This window comes from Vibrio paucivorans, assembly GCF_054053395.1.
Genome location: NZ_CM133231.1, coordinates 1,400,693 through 1,417,448 on the forward strand (window position 1 = coordinate 1,400,693; position 16,756 = coordinate 1,417,448).

Genomic DNA, 16,756 nt, shown 5'->3' on the forward strand with positions numbered 1-16,756 from the left:
AGTATATGTGATCATCACTAAGCCACTATGGCCTCCATAAGGAAGAATAATAATGAATAGAAATGATAGTGTCCCTTTACCGTCCAATACCCGAGAATGGTTCTTTAACAAAAACAGCATCATCATCCTGTTGGATGCGGTGCTGTTTTACGTTCTGTACAACACCCTCCCGTTCGATCCCGATGTAGTACTCGGGATTAGCATGCTGACGTTTATTGCTATTTTGTGGTTAACGGAAGCGCTGCACGTTACCGTCACAGCCGTATTAGTGCCAATTATCGCAGTATTATTTGGCGTGTTTGATACCCAAACTGCGCTCAATAACTTCGCTAACTCCATCATCTTTTTGTTTTTGGGTGGCTTTGCGCTTGCTGCAGCTATGCACAGACAAGGTCTAGATAAAGTGATTGCCGATAAAGTGCTGATCATCGCTCAAGGGCGTATGAGTGTTGCGGTGTTCATGCTATTTGGTGTTACCGCAGCGCTGTCGATGTGGATCAGTAATACTGCAACAGCTGCCATGATGTTACCGCTAGTTTTAGGGGTTCTAAGTAAAGTGAACTCTGAAAGTGGCCATAAAACGTATGTATTTGTGCTGCTGGGAATCGCTTACAGTGCCAGTATCGGAGGCATTGCGACGGTAGTAGGAAGCCCGCCAAACGCGATTGCAGCGGCTGAAGTCGGCTTAACTTTCACTGAGTGGATGGCTTATGGCTTGCCAACGGCTGCAGTATTACTGCCTATTTCTATTTTGGTTCTCTACCTTGCGCTTAAGCCGGACTTACGAGGTAAGTTCGAGTTAAACCAAGACCCAATTGAATGGGATAAAGGTAAGGTAGTCACGTTGGCCATTTTTGCGCTTACGGTTTTTTGTTGGATCTTTAGTAAGCCGATTAATGCCATGCTTGGTGGTTATGCGAAGTTCGATACTATTGTTGCTCTAGGCGCGATAGTGTTAGTGAACTTTGCTCGAGTTGTGCACTGGAAAGATGTAGAGAAGACCGCGGATTGGGGAGTACTACTTCTATTCGGTGGTGGTATCTGCTTGAGTAATGTGCTTAAAGCGACGGGGACGAGTGTTTTCCTTGCAAATGAACTGAGTGCGTTGATTTCACACTTTGGTATTTTCTTTATCATTTTGGTGATTGCAGCGTTTGTAGTGTTCCTTACTGAGTTTGCAAGTAATACCGCAAGCGCGGCTTTGCTGATTCCGGTATTTGCCTCTGTTGCAGAAGCCTTTGGGATGTCGCCAGTGGTGTTGTCTGTCTTGATTGCTGTTGCTGCATCTTGTGCGTTTATGTTGCCAGTAGCCACGCCGCCTAACGCGATTGTGTTTGGCTCAGGTCATATTAAGCAGCAAGAGATGATGCGTGTCGGGATCTTGCTGAATATCGCTTGTATTGGCGCGCTAACAACATTTGCTATGATGTTCTGGGCTTAAGGCTGATAAGCTAATGCGCAAAGCGGGACTGTCGTCCCGCTTTTTTGTATTAGGCTTAGCTTCGATGAAGGCCATAAATCGCATGACTGAGTATGCGGTCACCAATTTTCTCGCTATTGGTGATGATGCCTTCTAACTGCATTCCTGCGCGTTCTGCGACGGCTCGGCTGGCGATGTTGTCTTTAGCTGCCGATAATTGGACCTTTTCAATATCCAGTTCATTGAAAGCGATATCGATCAATTTGGTTACTACACGGGTCATGATGCCAAACCCTTGGTATTGTTGAGAAAGCCAATAACCAATCTCAGCTCTCTTTAGGGAGTGGTCAATGTTATTGAAACTGCAGTTCCCCACAATGCTGCCCTGATAAATAATAGCGCAAGTCATTGATTTCCCTTCGGCATAATCATGCAGCGATTTTTGGATAAATAAACGAAAATCTTGCTCCGACTGACAGTAAGGGGGCCAAGCTAACCATTCTGATAAGTAGTCAAGTTGAGGGGCGACTATATCGACATAAGTGGCCGCGAAAGATTCTTGCACTAAGGCAAGTGTTAATTCTTCATCGATGATTTGAGTAAACATTGTCTCCCCTAATTATGAAACCACTCAGATATCTCTACGCTACCAAAGGTTGTAAGCACTCGCTATAACTAATTGTTCCGTTAAATGTTTTATTTGTGGCACGAAATTACTGCGGTACGTTATTCCAATCACGATCCTGACTTTAATCTTACAAAAACTGTGGGATTAGGCTAACCCCTTGTATTAGTCTTTTAAGCTCAAAATAAAATACAAAAATAATTATTTAGGTTGGTTGGGATGGTTAGTAATCGTGACGAAGTAAGCGTTGACTTACGTTGCGTGCTTTTGGGCATCTCCAAGGCATTAGATGCCGTCGGTGTCGATGAGCTACATCATGGGCATAGGGTGGGCTATATCGCCTACTGCTGTGCGAAAAAAATGGGCTGGAGTGAAGAACAAGCACAACTTGGGTTTGCGCTTGGGTTAGTTCATGACTGCGGCGTATCACAAGCCGGTGAACTCTCAATGCTGCTTACGGAAATGCATTCAGAATGCTTTCATGCGCATTGCGAGCGAGGTTTTCAACTGTTGTCGGAGTGCGAACCTCTTGCTGCGCTCTCACTGCCGACGCTGTATCACCATACTCCATGGGCTACGCTGGAGTTGAATTCGACTATTAGCGACAGCGATAAGTTGCTTGCCGCGCTGATTTTCATTTCAGATCGGGTCGACTACTTGTACTCCGTGTCTCAGCCGGATCAGTATGGCAACCTATGTCGAGCAGGCAAGCAGAGCATTATCGATCAACTTACATCTAATGCGGGTGAGTTGTTTGAAACCAATATGGTTCAACACATGTGCGAGTTAGTCGATAACGATGACTTTTGGTTTTCGATGAACTGTGAGTACATCGAGGCACTGTCTCGCCAACTTGAACCTGTGCCTTTCTATGGTACAAACCTAGGGCTAGACGAAACCATTGAATTGGCGGAGTTTATTGCCAAGATCGTTGATGCGAAAAGCACTTTTACCTTTCAGCACTCATCAAAAGTGGCCATTCTTACACGGTATATTGGCAAACAGCTTGGCTATTCAAACCGCACGCAGAAAAAGCTCTACCTTGCAGGCTTAGTGCATGATTTTGGCAAGCTTAAAACACCTGATCACGTGTTACATAAGCCAGGCGATTTGACGGAACAGGAATATAACTGTATCAAGCGTCATGCGACCGATACGCGTTTTGCGTTGCAGTCGATGCTGAAATCGCAGGATGTGATTGAGTGGGCTTCTAATCATCATGAGCGTTTAGATGGTTCAGGGTACCCAAAAGGTAAGACTGCAAAAGAGTTGGATCAACCTAGCCGTATTGTTGCGGTAGCGGATGTATTTCAAGCACTCACGCAGTCGAGGCCTTATCGAGAGGGAATACCATTGGATATAGCGCTCAATATTCTTGCTCAGCAAGTTATAGATAATGAGCTGGATGCCGTAGTGTTCCAGTGCGTGAAAGATAATGCGCACACCTGCTACGAGCTGTCGGTAGGTAAAGAGAGCGTGCCAAAAGAAAAGCCTAGCGAAGTTCGCTAGGCTTTGACTCTACAAAAAGGTGCGTAATGGCACCTTCTTTCCACAAATTACTGTGCGTTTACGTATTGCTTGAAGCGCGCTTTGGTATCTGCATCCGCTTTGCTGTACCAAAAATGCAGCATTTCTTCAGCTGTGCTGTCGCCTTTCACCGCTGTTTGAGCATTTTGGTCGATCTTCGCTGGAAGTGTTACTGGCTGTACAGCGACTGCCGCAACACCAACGGCTGCTACGCCTTGTGTTTTGTTGTAGTCTTCAGTTTCACGACGGAAATCTCGGCCAATTTGCATGCCTTCTTTAAGCAGTTTGTCATCCGCGGTTTCAATCGATTGACCATTGGCATCAACTAGATTCCACTGGAATTGGTCAATGTCTTTCTTCGCTTCACGTTCATTGCGATATTTCGGCAAGCTGAACGACAACTCTTTGTCTGCGGTGTTGAACTTGGTGATGATTGCATCACTTTCTACTGTAACTCGCTCGTCACTTCTGTCGAAGTACGGGGTGTAGCGGAATACAATTTGGTTTTCGCCGTCAGGCAGCGTAACGGTCTTCTCTGATGAGAAAAAGCCTCCCGAAATCTCTGGCTTCTCGCCATTAACAACCAGTAGGTCAACGTTGTTAGGGACTTGGATAGTAACGTCAGCGGCAGCAAAACCACTTGCAGTAATAGCAAGCGCTAATGATAAAGGCTTGATTATATTCATTGGTATTATTCCAAATGCTTCGATTCAATTTGCTCTCAGAGATTGCCTCGCTATGCGTTGAATTGCAATGTTTGAATGTGAGAAGTTTGAAAGTTCACCTAGCTGTCACAATTGCATGAAAAAGCCCTTAAGACATGTCTCAAGGGCTGTAGTTTGAGCCGGGGCTTATTTGATGCCGTACTTCATGAGTATCTTGTCGAAGGTGCCGTCTGCTTTAATAGCGGCTAATCCTTTATTGAATGCATCGATGATCTCAGCGTTTTTGCTGTTAGCAAGGCCAGAAGTGACATGGATTGGATTGACCGAGAGTGCGCTGCTGGTAAATGAAAAATCGGACACGTTCATGCCAGCTCCAGAAATGGTCGCTTTCGCTACCACTTCGTCTTCAAGTGTGAGGTCGATACGGCCTGCTTTCAATTTTTTTACATTGGAGATCAAGTCATTTGCTTCGGGTTTGTTGAAGTTAGTCGCACCCAAAAACTCATCGCCATAACCGTAGTTTCGAATGATACCGACAGATTTGCCCGATAGGCTATCTAACCCAGAATACTCAAACCCATCGCCTGCTTTTTTGATGAACTTCAGTGAGTTTTCGAGATAACTGTCGCTGTAATTTAGATAAGAAGTACGTTCTTGGGTAAACCAAGTGGCCACTAACACATCGATCCTACCTTCTTTTACTTCGTTAAGTGCTCGCGTCCAAGGCATGATTTTAAAATTCACGTCATGTCCTTGTGAGGCAAAAGCGGCGGTGACTATTTCCACGGAAATACCCGGATTACTTTTGTCCTTTTGGACAAAAGGCGGCCATGGGTCTTGCGCTGCGGTTATGGTGGCGGCCTGACTTGTGAAAGATAATAGGGCCGCGATAAACAGTGTTATGAGCAGTCTCATAGTGTGTCCCCTTTGTGGTGTTTATGTGCGGAATTTAGTCATGTGTTTCGCGATGCTCTGGCTGAGTTCCAGCACTTCCTGTGTGCGTTGAGAGTTTTGGCTTGCGCCGGCAGAAACGTCGGTGGTGGCCTCAGAGGCTTCCACAATGGCTTGGCTGATCTCTTCCACGGCCATTCGTTGTTCTTCGGTTGCTTGAGATATTTGTCCACTGCGTTCTGAAATATGGGTGATTAATTGCTGTACTTCGGTTACAGAATGCTGTGATTCGCCAACCCTAGAAGCGGTGCTTTCAAGCATGGTAGCAATGCGTGTTAATTCGTCTTCTACGGATTTGGTAGCATTATCTAATGCAGTAATATTCTTTTGGATCTGCTCGGTTGATTCGCTGGTTTTTACCGCAAGGTTACGAACTTCGTCTGCAACTACGGCGAAGCCTCGGCCCTGCTCTCCTGCCCGAGCTGCCTCAATGGCAGCATTGAGTGCAAGTAGGTTGGTTTGTTCTGAAATATCGTTAATGACATTCAATACAGTGGTGATTTTTTCACCTTCTTCGATCAAGATGTGCATCTCAGCGTTCACATGATTCATTTCTTCGCGCATGTTAATGATCTCCTGCGCGGAGTTTTCTATGGTTGTGTTGACGCTATTGGCGAGATCAGTCGCATGGTTAGCCTGACCTGCTGTATCGGAAGCGGTATCGGCAACGGTAGCGACTGAGTGATTCAATTGAGTAGCAGCGGCTGCCACCGTGGTCAGTTGGTGTTTTTGAGTTTCAAGCTTTTGAGCATTACTTTGCGCGGTTGCACCGTTTGCGTTGGCTTTATCTTCTAATTGAACAGAGGCTTGGCTGACATCTTGAACAATGACTCGCAGTGATTCTGTAAAGTCATTGACTCCCTTAGTAATGGCATCAAATTCTGCATGCTTGGCGGGTTTGATTTTGTTGGATAGATCGCCGTCACCGGAAGACAGGCTTTGAATGCGTTCGGTGAGCTCTTGAATGGGGCGAAGCACGGTAATACTCAGTGCGGCCACTATGGTAACGGAAATGATTACATCGAGGATGATGAGCTCTAAGATGTTATGGGTGAGTGAGTCAGCCAGTTTGGTATCGAGTGCATGGGTATCGAAATATACGTTGACTGAGCCGACGGCATTTTCTTCTTCATACTCAATAAACACTAAAGATTCACTTACCATGTCTTCGCTTGGGTAAGCCTCGTTGCTGTTGACCTCTACTATTTCTCCCTCTTTTTCAGCCAAAAACAGAAGATTCGCACCTTGGTTGTCGAGCACTTGAACGGCAGAAATTTCTGGTGATTTAAGTTCGGCAGAAATCGCTAGTTGTGCGGTTGCTAGGTCAAAGTCCCAAATAGCGCGAGGTAGGCTGACACTTAGCCTTTGACTGGTGTTATGCACATTAACGTCAAGCTCGGTATAGAGGTTGTGTTTAAAGTTGTCGTATTTCAAAAACGCGGATATGAGTAACACCACTGTCACTGCAGCGATGACTTGGATAAGGAAGATCAATTTTACACTTTTCAAAATATGCTCTCCGTAGCAATCCATTTGGCATCAATCAAAAGTCTTATTGACTAAATAATAGGCAATGATTCATATAAGTGTGATCTACATCTTTATTTTGGGCTGGTGGCACAGCTGTCGTGTTATGGAGTTGTAAATAGGTGAGAGGTGTAATAATTGCCGCTAATGCACATAACTAGCTTTTTCCACTCTCATCTTTAAGATTTATAAAATCTTGACTCAGTGTAACTTTTGTTATGAAACAAATTGATAACAAGTGATGTTTTTTTAGTCATCACTCGAAAACGGTTTTATTTTTTTTTATTAAAAAAAAAGTTTCTCAAATACTGATGGTGATGTTCTTCGGTATTGGATCGGAGAGCAGACACTCGGACAACCGCGTTGTATTTCCGCTGTATGTTGTGATGGTAATGGTTGAAGCGAGTGACACGTTCAAGGAATGAGAGAATTTAATATGAATCGTATTACTTTGTGCGCCGCTAGTATTGCAATGGCATTAACTGGCGTTGCGAAGGCCGCACCAACGGCTCCAAGCGTTGATGTATATGGGTCTAACAACCTTCAGTTTTCCAAAATTGAGTTAGCCATGGAAACAACATCTGGTTACAACCAGATGGTTAAATATAACGACTTAGCCGACATCACAATCAAGTTTAATCAGTGGAGTGGCACAACTGGCGATACCTACAAAATCTATTTTGATGGTGTTGAAGTCGCAACTGGCCCTATTTCAGGTGGTCAAACGAGCGCAACTTTCCAGTACGGCCAAGGTGGCTTGTACCAAATGGAAATCGAAGCGTGTGATGCAACAGGGTGTAGCAAAAGCGCACCTGTAGAAGTAACGATTGCTGATACCGATGGTTCACACTTAGCGCCATTGGCGATGAACATTGACCCGAACAACAAAACCTACAATACCGATCCAAACACGGTAGTGGGTACATATTTTGTCGAGTGGGGCATCTATGGTCGTGAGTATACCGTCGACAATATTCCAGCTGATAATTTGACTCATATCCTTTATGGCTTCATCCCAATTTGTGGTCCGAATGAATCAGTGAAATCTGTTGGTGGTAACAGTTTTAATGCTCTGCAAACAGCGTGTCAGGGTGTTAATGACTACGAAGTAGTAATCCACGACCCTTGGGCGGCTTTCCAGAAGAGCTTCCCTCAAGCAGGACATGAATACAGCACACCGATTAAGGGTAACTACGCGATGCTAATGGCACTTAAGCAGCGCAATCCAGACCTGAAAATCATCCCATCTATTGGTGGCTGGACGCTTTCTGACCCATTTTTTGATTTCACGACTAAAGCAAACCGAGACACGTTTGTCGCATCGGTGAAGAAATTCCTAAAAACTTGGAAATTCTATGATGGTGTAGATATTGACTGGGAATTCCCTGGTGGTGGTGGCGCTGCGGCAGACCTTGGTGACCCGGTTAATGATGGTCCGGCATACATTGCCTTGATGGCAGAGTTGCGTGCGATGCTTGATGACCTGCAGGCGGAAACAGGACGCACTTATGAGCTAACCTCAGCGATTGGTGTGGGTTACGATAAGATTGAAGACGTTGATTATGCCGATGCGGTTCAGTATATGGATTACATCTTTGCAATGACGTATGACTTTTACGGTGGCTGGAATAATGTTCCAGGACACCAAACTGCACTCTACTGTGGCACCTTTATGCGCCCTGGTCAGTGTGATGGTTCTGGCTTGGATGAAAATGGCGAGCAATATAAAGGGCCTGCGTACACGACTGACAACGGTATTCAATTGCTGCTTGCTCAAGGTGTTCCAGCTAACAAGCTTGTTGTGGGTACCGCTATGTATGGCCGAGGCTGGGAAGGTGTAACACCAGATACACTGACAGATCCAAATGACCCAATGACGGGTACAGGTACCGGAAAACTGAAAGGTAGTACGGCACAGGGTGTATGGGAAGACGGTGTTATCGACTACAAAGGCATTAAGTCTTACATGTTAGGAGACGCTCATACTGGTATCAACGGATTCGAATATGGTTATGATGATCAAGCGAAAGCCCCTTGGGTCTGGAACCGTACCACGGGCCAATTGATCACATTTGATGATAAGCACTCGGTACAAGCTAAAGGTGAATATGTACGTTCATTAGGCTTAGCTGGCTTATTCTCATGGGAAATTGATGCAGATAACGGCGATATCCTTAACGCGATGCATGAAAGTTTATCTGGTGGTCCAATTGATCCAGTTAACCAGAAGCCTGTCGCGGTGGCTGGCTCAGACCAAACGGTAACAGGTCCTGCATCTGTTGCGCTTGATGGCAGCGCGTCTAAAGATACTGACGGTACAATTGCTAGCTATGTTTGGGCGCAAACCGCAGGCACTGCAGTGACATTATCTGGGGCTAACTCAGCTCAAGCGAGCTTTGATGTTGCTGAGGTCGCTCAAGTAGAAACGCTGACTTTCTCATTAACGGTTACGGACAATGATGGTGCGTCAGCTACTGACACTGTGGTAGTGACAGTCAATCCAAAAGATCTTCCACCGGTGAACACTCCGCCAGTAGCATCAGTATCAGCTCCGGCTAACGTAAGTGCCGGTGATGTTGTGGTAGTCGATGCGTCAGCTTCGGCAGATGCTGATGGCGATGCCTTAACTTATTCTTGGGCTATTCCTGCAGGGCTGGAAGCAACAGTACAAGGTTCTTCAGTTAGCTTCGTTGCTGCTGAATACACTCAAGATACCACGCTTAACTTTACGGTGACTGTGAGTGATGGCCAAGCGACAGCTTCAGCTTCAGCAGCTGTAGTTGTAGCGAAAACCTCAACAGGCGGTGGTACGTGTGACAATTTATGGGATGCAGGTGCTGTGTACACAGGTGGTCAACAAGTTTCTTGGGCTGGTAAGGTTTGGGAAGCTAAATGGTGGACTACTGGTGAAGATCCAACGACAACAGGCCAATGGGGTGTATGGAAAGAAGTAGGTGTTGCGGATTGCGCGACCAACTAATACACCACTTAACTAACTTATACGCAACATGATAGAAAGCTCTGCCATACGGCAGAGCTTTTTTGATCTTGCAAAATAGAAAATTATGTATAGTGTTATACCTATGTATAACACCAGTTGTCGGAAACAGGTATGGTGGTATGACAGATTGGAATGATAGCGTACCGATTTTTCGCCAGTTAGCCGAGAGGCTGACGGAGCAAATTTTGCGAGGTGTTTGGCTTGAAGAGCAAGCACTCCCATCGGTACGAGCCGTCGCTGCAGACTTAAAGATTAATCACTTAACCGTGATGAAGGGGTATCAGCTATTGGTTGATGAAGGGGTTATCGAAAAGAAGCGGGGGCAGGGCATGTTTGTAGCAAAAGGTGCATTGGCTACTTTGAAAGCCAGTCGACGTAAGGCTTTCATGGATCAGCAGATCCCCAAGATTGCAAATTCAATGCAGCAGCTGGATATATCTCTAGAAGAGTTTCTAGAACAACTGACGACACAGATGAAGGGTGAGAAATGAGTGTACTAATAGCCGCGAACCAAGTGTCAAAGCAGTACTCTGGCCGCCGAGCAGAACAAGGTGAAGCAATACAGGACATTAGTTTTGAGTTGAAAGCCGGGCAAGTACTCGGATTACTTGGCCACAATGGAGCGGGGAAATCTACTCTAATTAAGAGCTTATTAGGTGCACACTCGTATCAAGGAAGCATTGAGGTTGTCGGTTTGGAGCCTATTGCTCATCGAGCACAAGTTATGGCCCATCTTTCGTATATTTCAGACGTCAACGTATTGCCAGAGTGGATGACGGTTAAGCAAATATTGAAGTATACCAATGGAGTGCACCCAAGCTTTGACCGTAATAAAGCCGAAGCAGTGCTGGCCAACACTAATATCCAACTGCATAGCAAGATCGGCGCACTGTCTAAAGGGATGAAAGTGCAGCTGCATTTAGCGATTGTCATTTCAACCGATACTAAGGTGCTGATTCTTGATGAGCCAACTCTTGGTCTTGATCTCGTATATCGCGATACGTTTTATCGACACTTGCTTGAATGGTTTCACGACGGAGAGCGTGCGCTTATCATCGCGAGCCATGAAGTATCAGAAATAGAGCACCTATTAACCGATGTACTGATTCTCAAAAATGGTCGAGCCGTTATGCAAACCTCGATGGAACGTATTGCCGAGGACTACGTGATCGTAGAGACCAGCGAGAGTGAGTCAGAAACGATGGCTGCGTTGGAACCCCTGTCGTCTGAAAGAGGGCTAGGGACAACTAGGTGGCTACTTAGAGCTGATAAAGCCACAGCATTGGAAGACGTTCAATCTATTTACAGTGTAAAGCTAGCGGATCTCTTTCTGGCTTTACAGAAGGAGGGCGCTTAATGCATCCAAGTATCCATATGTTAGAGAAAGAGTGGTTGGAGCATAAACTGGTCACTCGAGTACCGCTGTTTATTTTGCTATGTGGCGTGGTGCTATTTGTTAGCCTGCTAATGAACAGTAACTTACAGCATAATTTATTTTTTCAAATGGAGTTTAGCGGTGATGTTAGTGATGTACACCTTGAGTTCGGAGATGACCTTAACGCTTTAATTTTGGGTGGTACTGGATTTATTTCGATACTGCTGTCGAGCCTATACTTTCCGAAAACTCTGCGAAAAGAGCGAATGGAAGGCAGTTCGATGTTTTGGCGTAGTATGCCCGTATCGGATCTCGCGACTCATGGAGTTAAGTTAGCCTTTGGTTTAGCGATGATTCCACTAATCACTTCGGTATTGGTTGTATCCGCAGACTTCTTTTTGTGGCTACTCAATATCGCTTCTGAAAATCAACTGGCTCTGCTATTTAAGCAACAGTCTCTGAGCTATGTACTGCTCCATTGGATGGAGTTTATCGTTCGTATGTTGTTGGTGGGCGTAGCGCTGTTTCCTTTCGCGACTATTGCAATGGCGGTTTCTCAGAAAGTGAAATCACCGATTTTAGTGATGGTGCTAGGGTGGTATGCGATCAAATGGATGTCTGTCGGCGTATTGGGTATTTATGTGGTGAGCGACTTCATGCAGCTGATTGTGTCGCTACCGTTTAAAGTTCTTGCGAGTCCAAACCCGTTGAGTGCATTTAGTGATATGGGAGTTGCTCCTTTGCTGGTCTATATGCTTATTGGAGGAGCAGGCTTGTTCGTGAGTTTGAGGTTTAGCCGAACAGTTGAGTAACTGCAATATCGGTTCACCCGTTGTTCCTATATAAAAATGGCCAGCTTAGCTGGCCATTTTTGATTGGTAAGAAGGCAAACCATCGAGTTAGTTCACCGCCCTCACTTTACCCTGTTTTAGGTCCGTGAGAACTTGGGCTTTCGGGCCATCGGCAATGATGCAGCCCTTCTCCATAACGATGATCCTATCAACGATATCAAGCATCGACGTTTTGTGAGTGATCAGAATTAACGTTTCACTTGGAGCAAGCTGCCCTAGCTGATGTTTGATGTGCATCTCTGAACGATTATCCATTGCACTGGTTGGCTCATCCATTAGTAATACAGGCGGGCGACCTAGTAATGCACGAGCGATTGCAACCGCTTGGCGTTGTCCCCCTGAGAGGAGTAGCCCGCCTTCACCGACTTGCCGCTCCAAACCAGCTGGGTCTTGCTGGGTGAATACCGTAACACCGGCTCGGTTGGCTGCATCCATGACATCGCGGTCGTCTGCGAGTGGACGGCCCAAAGTAATGTTATCGCGTATCGAACCATAGAACAGGTTACTGTCTTGTGGGACACAACCGATGTTGCGCCTAATGTCGATGTGGTGCAACTGATCAATATCGGTGTCATCGATACGAACATGCCCTTCAGTTGGCTTGTATAGCCCCATAATCAGGCGCTCGAGAGTCGTTTTACCGGAACCTATTCGACCTATGACTGCGACTTTCTCACCTGGGTTAATGGTTAAGCTGAGATCGCGTACCGAGGCGATAGGAGAGTCTGGGTAGTGGAAAGTGACTTTATCCAGTTCAATCTTACCTTGGACAATTGGGCGGTGAATGTAGCGTTTTCCTTCTTCTTGCTCATCGGGCATGCTCATCACTTGCTCAATGATGGTCAGAGAAGATTTGGCCTGATTGTAACGGGTGGATAGTAAAGACAGTTGAACCATAGGCCCAATCGCACGGCCGCTTAACATGGTGGCTGCGATTAACCCACCCATAGTAAGCTCACCCTCGGCGATTAAATAAACCCCTAGGATAATCATACCGACGTTACAGGCTTGTTGGACAAACCCTGCCGTGTTTTGGATTCCATCAGTAATGCGTCGACTCTTAATATTCCAGTTAGCCATGTGAGCGACCGCTTCTTCCCAGCGGTACTGGAACTGACTTTGCGCACCGAACAGCTTCACGGTTTCAAGCCCAGCTAAGCTTTCAATTAGGTTGGCATATTTTTGAGACGCCAATCGGGAGCCTTCTTCTATGGTTCGCCTTAGCGGTCCTTGAATCAATGCAGAGTAAATGATCAGAATGAGTACACCGACAATTGGGACCAGCACCAAATTACCTGCCATTAACCAAATCAGTAGCAGGAACAGCAAAGCGAAAGGTAAATCGATCAACGAAGAAATTGTCGCGGAAGTGAAGAACTCACGAATCGATTCGAACTCCTGAAGGTGGCGTGCAAACGCACCAACTGAAGGTGGCTTGGATTCCATTCGAATTCCCATCACTTTACTAAATAATTTAGAAGAGATAAGGATGTCGGATTTCTTCCCCGCCACGTCGATGAAAAAGCTTCGTAGTAGCTTTAGTCCCAGATCGAATAGGAAAATAACAAAGATACCACTGGCGAGAACCCAAAGGGTTTCAAACGCTAGGTTTGGTACCACTTTGTCGTACACCAAGCGCGTGAACATCGGAGCGGCGATAGCGAATAGGTTAATCAAAATCGAGGCAATAAACACATCTCGATAGATCTTTTTCGATTGCCAGATGGTGCTCCAGAACCAGTGACCGTCGCGTGTTTTTAGGACTTCAGGAGAACGTTCATCATAGCGAAACTGTTTTTTTACTAGGAAGTAACGGCCTATATAGCGCTCTTCCAATTCATCTAATGGCATGGAAACCGGAACTAGCCCAGATTCGCCGGTAACAATTTCGACTTCTTGTTTGTCTTTGTTAAAACTATTGAGAACGCACGCTTCCCCACCTTTTAAAACCAACACGACTGGGAGAATGAGATCTGGGATTTCAGTCAGCTTCGAGCGGTTTTCTTTGGCGACTAACCCTGCGCGTTCTGCGGCTCTGGGAAACAAGAAAGGCGTGAGCTTGCCATCTGACAGCGGCAACCCATTAATCAGCGCTTCGGGTGAATTCGCTAAGCCGTAATAGCGACTCACGTATATCAGCGAATTTAATAGCGGATCTTGCATTCAGTTAGACCTATTCTTTTTTTATTTATCTACGATAAAGCCTTGGAAGGCTTCAATAAAGTGTTCAGACAAGAAATCTAACTGAGTCTGAGTTTCCACCCTTGAGGCAATCGTCTTGATTCCCAAGTTATGCGCAGTACGGGAAATCGAAGTCAGCGTGAACTTCTGCTTTTCGTCGTCCAAATGGTGTGTGAATAAGTAATCCAATTTCACATACGCAGGTCTAAATTCATTAATGTAGTCCAATGACTGGAAGTTTCGTCCGTAATTGTCGACGCCGAAATCAGCACCAGCATTGCGTATTGCACTACAGAACAGCGCAGTATGGTGCGGTGAGTTGATAAAGCAGTTTTCTGGGATCTCAAAGTGAAGCATATCAGCAATGGCTGAATGCTTCGTCAGAATCTGCGCTACCCAGCGTATGAAGCTCGGTTGGGCAATGCTGCTCTGAGAAACATTAATGGCGATAGGTGCCGTGAATTCGTTTCTCTCTAGTTTCTCTACAATGGCTTTAATTACATATTCGTCGAAGATGTGGCTGGCATTGAGCTGTTCCAGCGCAAATAAGTATTGGTTTGCGCTGAAGCGTTCGCCGTCTTTCTCGATCGCTGAGAACACTTCTTGGTGATAAGTTTGCCCCCAACTGTTGTTCGCAGATTGGAAACGGAAGCTGAACCAGTCATTGTGAATTGCTTCTTCAACCAAGGCTTTCCACTGCTGTTTACCCATGATGTTTTGGCTGGTTTCGCTCGAAACGTAACCGTAATTGATATCTAGGTTAGATTTAGCATTGGCCAGCGCGTTATCTAGCATGGTTAATACTTCAGTCGACGATTTAGACTCACGGTTGTGAACGACACCTAAAGAAAGGTCAGATGCAGCCGTTCCTGTTGGGTCGGCGTTTATGTCTTGCACGTAGTTGACGATACTGTCAGCCGTGATTTTCAGTTCACTGTCATCCATATTCGGGAAGATGAAACCGAACTCTTCGGTAGAGATACGCGCAATAGTGACGTCTGGAGAATTAATCGATACTTTAAGGTGATCGGCAAGCTCACGAACCATGCCATCACCTGCTTCGTAGCCTTTATCGTCGTATAGCTCTTTGATGAAACCAGCTTCCAAAATTGCCACACCACCGAATGAATTCTCAGACAGCCAAGCGTTAAGTTGGCTCATGTAGTATGCGCGGTTGCCCAACTGAGAAACTGGGTCGATGTAGGCACGCTCACGCAGTTGCTGCGCTTCTTTTGCTTGCGCTTTAAAGGCTTTCTCTACTTGTTCAGACATACTGTTGATGCCATCTACTACGTAAATTAAGTCTTTGGTCGCTGGGCGAGGCAGTGGCTCACCAAACTGGTTTTTCGCAACTTGCTCCATTTTAGTGACGATAAGCTGAAGTGGACGCAGTGCGCGCTTGAGGATGAATGCAATGGAAATCAAACCAATAGTGAAAATTAAGCAGAAAGCTAGCACTAAACGCTCGAACGCTTTCCACAGCTGGGCGTAGGCGTCCCCAGGGTGGCTAACGATTTCAACTTCTGCTAACTGCATCCAGCCACTGGTGACAACTCTGCGGTCGTGTATACGTTCAAATAGGTTCAGGTCGGTAAACCATTTTGGTACGCCGTTAGGCTGAATTGGGTAGGAACGTAGAATCTCTTCTCCGGTATCGAGAAAGATCAGGCGTACGATGGAATAGCTACTACCATCAAACAATGCATTGATGACGGATTCTACCGCAACACTGTCTTTGTTCTCCAAATACGGTGCTAGGGCGAGGCCCACAGTATTGATGGTATTGTTGACCTCGGAGCGCTGCTGTCGCTCTAGGTTCGTCCGGGTGGTGTTAAATTCGATAATGGATACTGAGATCATCAGCATCAAAAATACCGCAATCATTCCCGCGACAAGCTGTTTATATAATGTCATATGGCCTACTCATCGTAACTTACAATTGGTTTGTTCAAATTAAGGGAGCGCTCTCTTGCGCGAAGATCATTCCAAAGGCTTAAACGAGACGACTTGCCCGCAAGTTGTCCGTTATTGGATTTCATTAGCCAAAGGTTTTTACCGTTGAAACTGTATATCGGTAGTAGATCGCGACGCGTTGAAGCGGGCTTAATTTGAGGGTTGATATTGTCTAAGATTACCGGTTCTGCGCTTGGTGTAGAGTAGTAAGCGAGCACCATGTGAAATTGATTCAGTTCGATTGCTTTGACGTACACAAGGCGTAGCTTTTTGTCGGATACACCCAGCTCAATCAAAGAAAAATATTTGGCGATAGTAAAGTCTTCACAATCGCCGGCATTACTGCCAAGAAACTCGAGTGGGGTTGCCCAGTAGTCTTTCTTACCCCAAAGGTCGATATCGTTGACGAAATAGAGCTGATTGAAGAAACGATTTACTTCGGTCAGCTGTTCTTGCTCCGATAAACCGTGATAACGTGAAATCTCTTTTCGCCATGTTTCGACGCGCTTTCCGGCACGGGCTCCATAGGTACGAGTCACCGCATCGACCCATTGCTGCTCCTTAGTATTAAGAGCGACGGAAGTGGGTGATGTAAACAGTATTAAAAATACCGCTAGCCAGTATTTCTTCATAGGCTATTGCAGTTTGCCAGTGTTCTGTTCATCAATACATCTCGTTCC

Annotated in this window: 13 protein-coding genes; 6 read left to right on the plus strand and 7 right to left on the minus strand. The window is 45.8% G+C overall.

Annotated features, from left to right (window positions below):
* Positions 1-52: 52 nt before the first annotated feature.
* Positions 53-1,441: an SLC13 family permease gene (locus ACXABW_RS21760; RefSeq protein WP_265687610.1), complete on the plus strand. Its 1,389-nt coding sequence runs from the start codon at positions 53-55 to the stop codon at positions 1,439-1,441.
* 55 nt (positions 1,442-1,496) lie between these two features.
* Here ACXABW_RS21760 and ACXABW_RS21765 read toward each other — a convergent pair whose 3' ends face one another.
* Complete coding sequence (locus tag ACXABW_RS21765) at positions 1,497-2,027, minus strand: GNAT family N-acetyltransferase (protein WP_457525520.1); 531 nt, start codon at positions 2,025-2,027, stop codon at positions 1,497-1,499.
* Between the two features lie 237 nt (positions 2,028-2,264).
* Here ACXABW_RS21765 and ACXABW_RS21770 point away from each other — a divergent pair, with 237 nt between their 5' ends.
* Positions 2,265-3,554, plus strand: coding sequence for an HD domain-containing phosphohydrolase (locus ACXABW_RS21770; RefSeq protein WP_457525521.1), 1,290 nt, complete (start codon positions 2,265-2,267; stop codon positions 3,552-3,554).
* Positions 3,555-3,601: 47 nt separating this feature from the next.
* Here the strand turns inward: ACXABW_RS21770 and ACXABW_RS21775 are convergent, their stop codons facing one another.
* From ACXABW_RS21775 to ACXABW_RS21785, 3 genes are all read right to left on the minus strand, one after another.
* Complete coding sequence (locus tag ACXABW_RS21775) at positions 3,602-4,258, minus strand: DUF2057 family protein (RefSeq protein WP_252032983.1); 657 nt, start codon at positions 4,256-4,258, stop codon at positions 3,602-3,604.
* 165 nt (positions 4,259-4,423) lie between these two features.
* Positions 4,424-5,152, minus strand: a complete 729-nt coding sequence (locus ACXABW_RS21780) for a transporter substrate-binding domain-containing protein (RefSeq protein WP_252032984.1) — start codon at positions 5,150-5,152, stop codon at positions 4,424-4,426.
* A gap of 21 nt (positions 5,153-5,173) precedes the next feature.
* Entirely contained in the window at positions 5,174-6,721 is a 1,548-nt protein-coding gene (locus ACXABW_RS21785) for a methyl-accepting chemotaxis protein (protein WP_457525522.1), read from the minus strand.
* Positions 6,722-7,151: 430 nt separating this feature from the next.
* Here ACXABW_RS21785 and ACXABW_RS21790 point away from each other — a divergent pair, with 430 nt between their 5' ends.
* The 4 genes from ACXABW_RS21790 (at position 7,152) to ACXABW_RS21805 (ending at position 11,903) form a co-directional block, all read left to right on the plus strand.
* A complete protein-coding gene (locus tag ACXABW_RS21790; protein ID WP_457525523.1) occupies positions 7,152-9,695 on the plus strand; it encodes a glycosyl hydrolase family 18 protein in 2,544 nt (847 codons plus the stop codon).
* A 140-nt stretch (positions 9,696-9,835) separates the two neighbouring features.
* The gene (locus tag ACXABW_RS21795) at positions 9,836-10,207 is read left to right on the plus strand and encodes a GntR family transcriptional regulator (protein WP_457525524.1); all 372 of its coding nucleotides are present in this window, start codon (positions 9,836-9,838) and stop codon (positions 10,205-10,207) included.
* Positions 10,204-11,073 carry an ABC transporter ATP-binding protein gene (locus tag ACXABW_RS21800; protein ID WP_457525525.1) on the plus strand — a complete coding sequence of 290 codons (870 nt, stop codon included), beginning with the start codon at positions 10,204-10,206 and terminating at the stop codon, positions 11,071-11,073. The genes ACXABW_RS21795 and ACXABW_RS21800 overlap by 4 nt, the downstream gene beginning before the upstream one ends.
* Positions 11,073-11,903, plus strand: coding sequence for a hypothetical protein (locus ACXABW_RS21805; protein WP_265688921.1), 831 nt, complete (start codon positions 11,073-11,075; stop codon positions 11,901-11,903). Before ACXABW_RS21800 ends, ACXABW_RS21805 begins: the two co-directional genes overlap by 1 nt.
* 87 nt (positions 11,904-11,990) lie before the next feature.
* On the opposite strand, the gene ACXABW_RS21810 is transcribed toward ACXABW_RS21805, so the two are convergent.
* The 3 genes from ACXABW_RS21810 to ACXABW_RS21820 are packed head-to-tail and all read right to left on the minus strand — an operon-like array spanning position 11,991 to position 16,708.
* Positions 11,991-14,105, minus strand: coding sequence for a type I secretion system permease/ATPase (locus ACXABW_RS21810; protein WP_252032995.1), 2,115 nt, complete (start codon positions 14,103-14,105; stop codon positions 11,991-11,993).
* 21 nt (positions 14,106-14,126) lie between these two features.
* On the minus strand, positions 14,127-16,037 hold the full coding sequence (locus ACXABW_RS21815) for a bifunctional diguanylate cyclase/phosphodiesterase (protein WP_457525526.1): 1,911 nt from the start codon (positions 16,035-16,037) through the stop codon (positions 14,127-14,129).
* A gap of 5 nt (positions 16,038-16,042) precedes the next feature.
* A complete protein-coding gene (locus ACXABW_RS21820; protein WP_457525527.1) occupies positions 16,043-16,708 on the minus strand; it encodes a transglutaminase-like cysteine peptidase in 666 nt (221 codons plus the stop codon).
* Positions 16,709-16,756 lie beyond the last annotated feature (48 nt).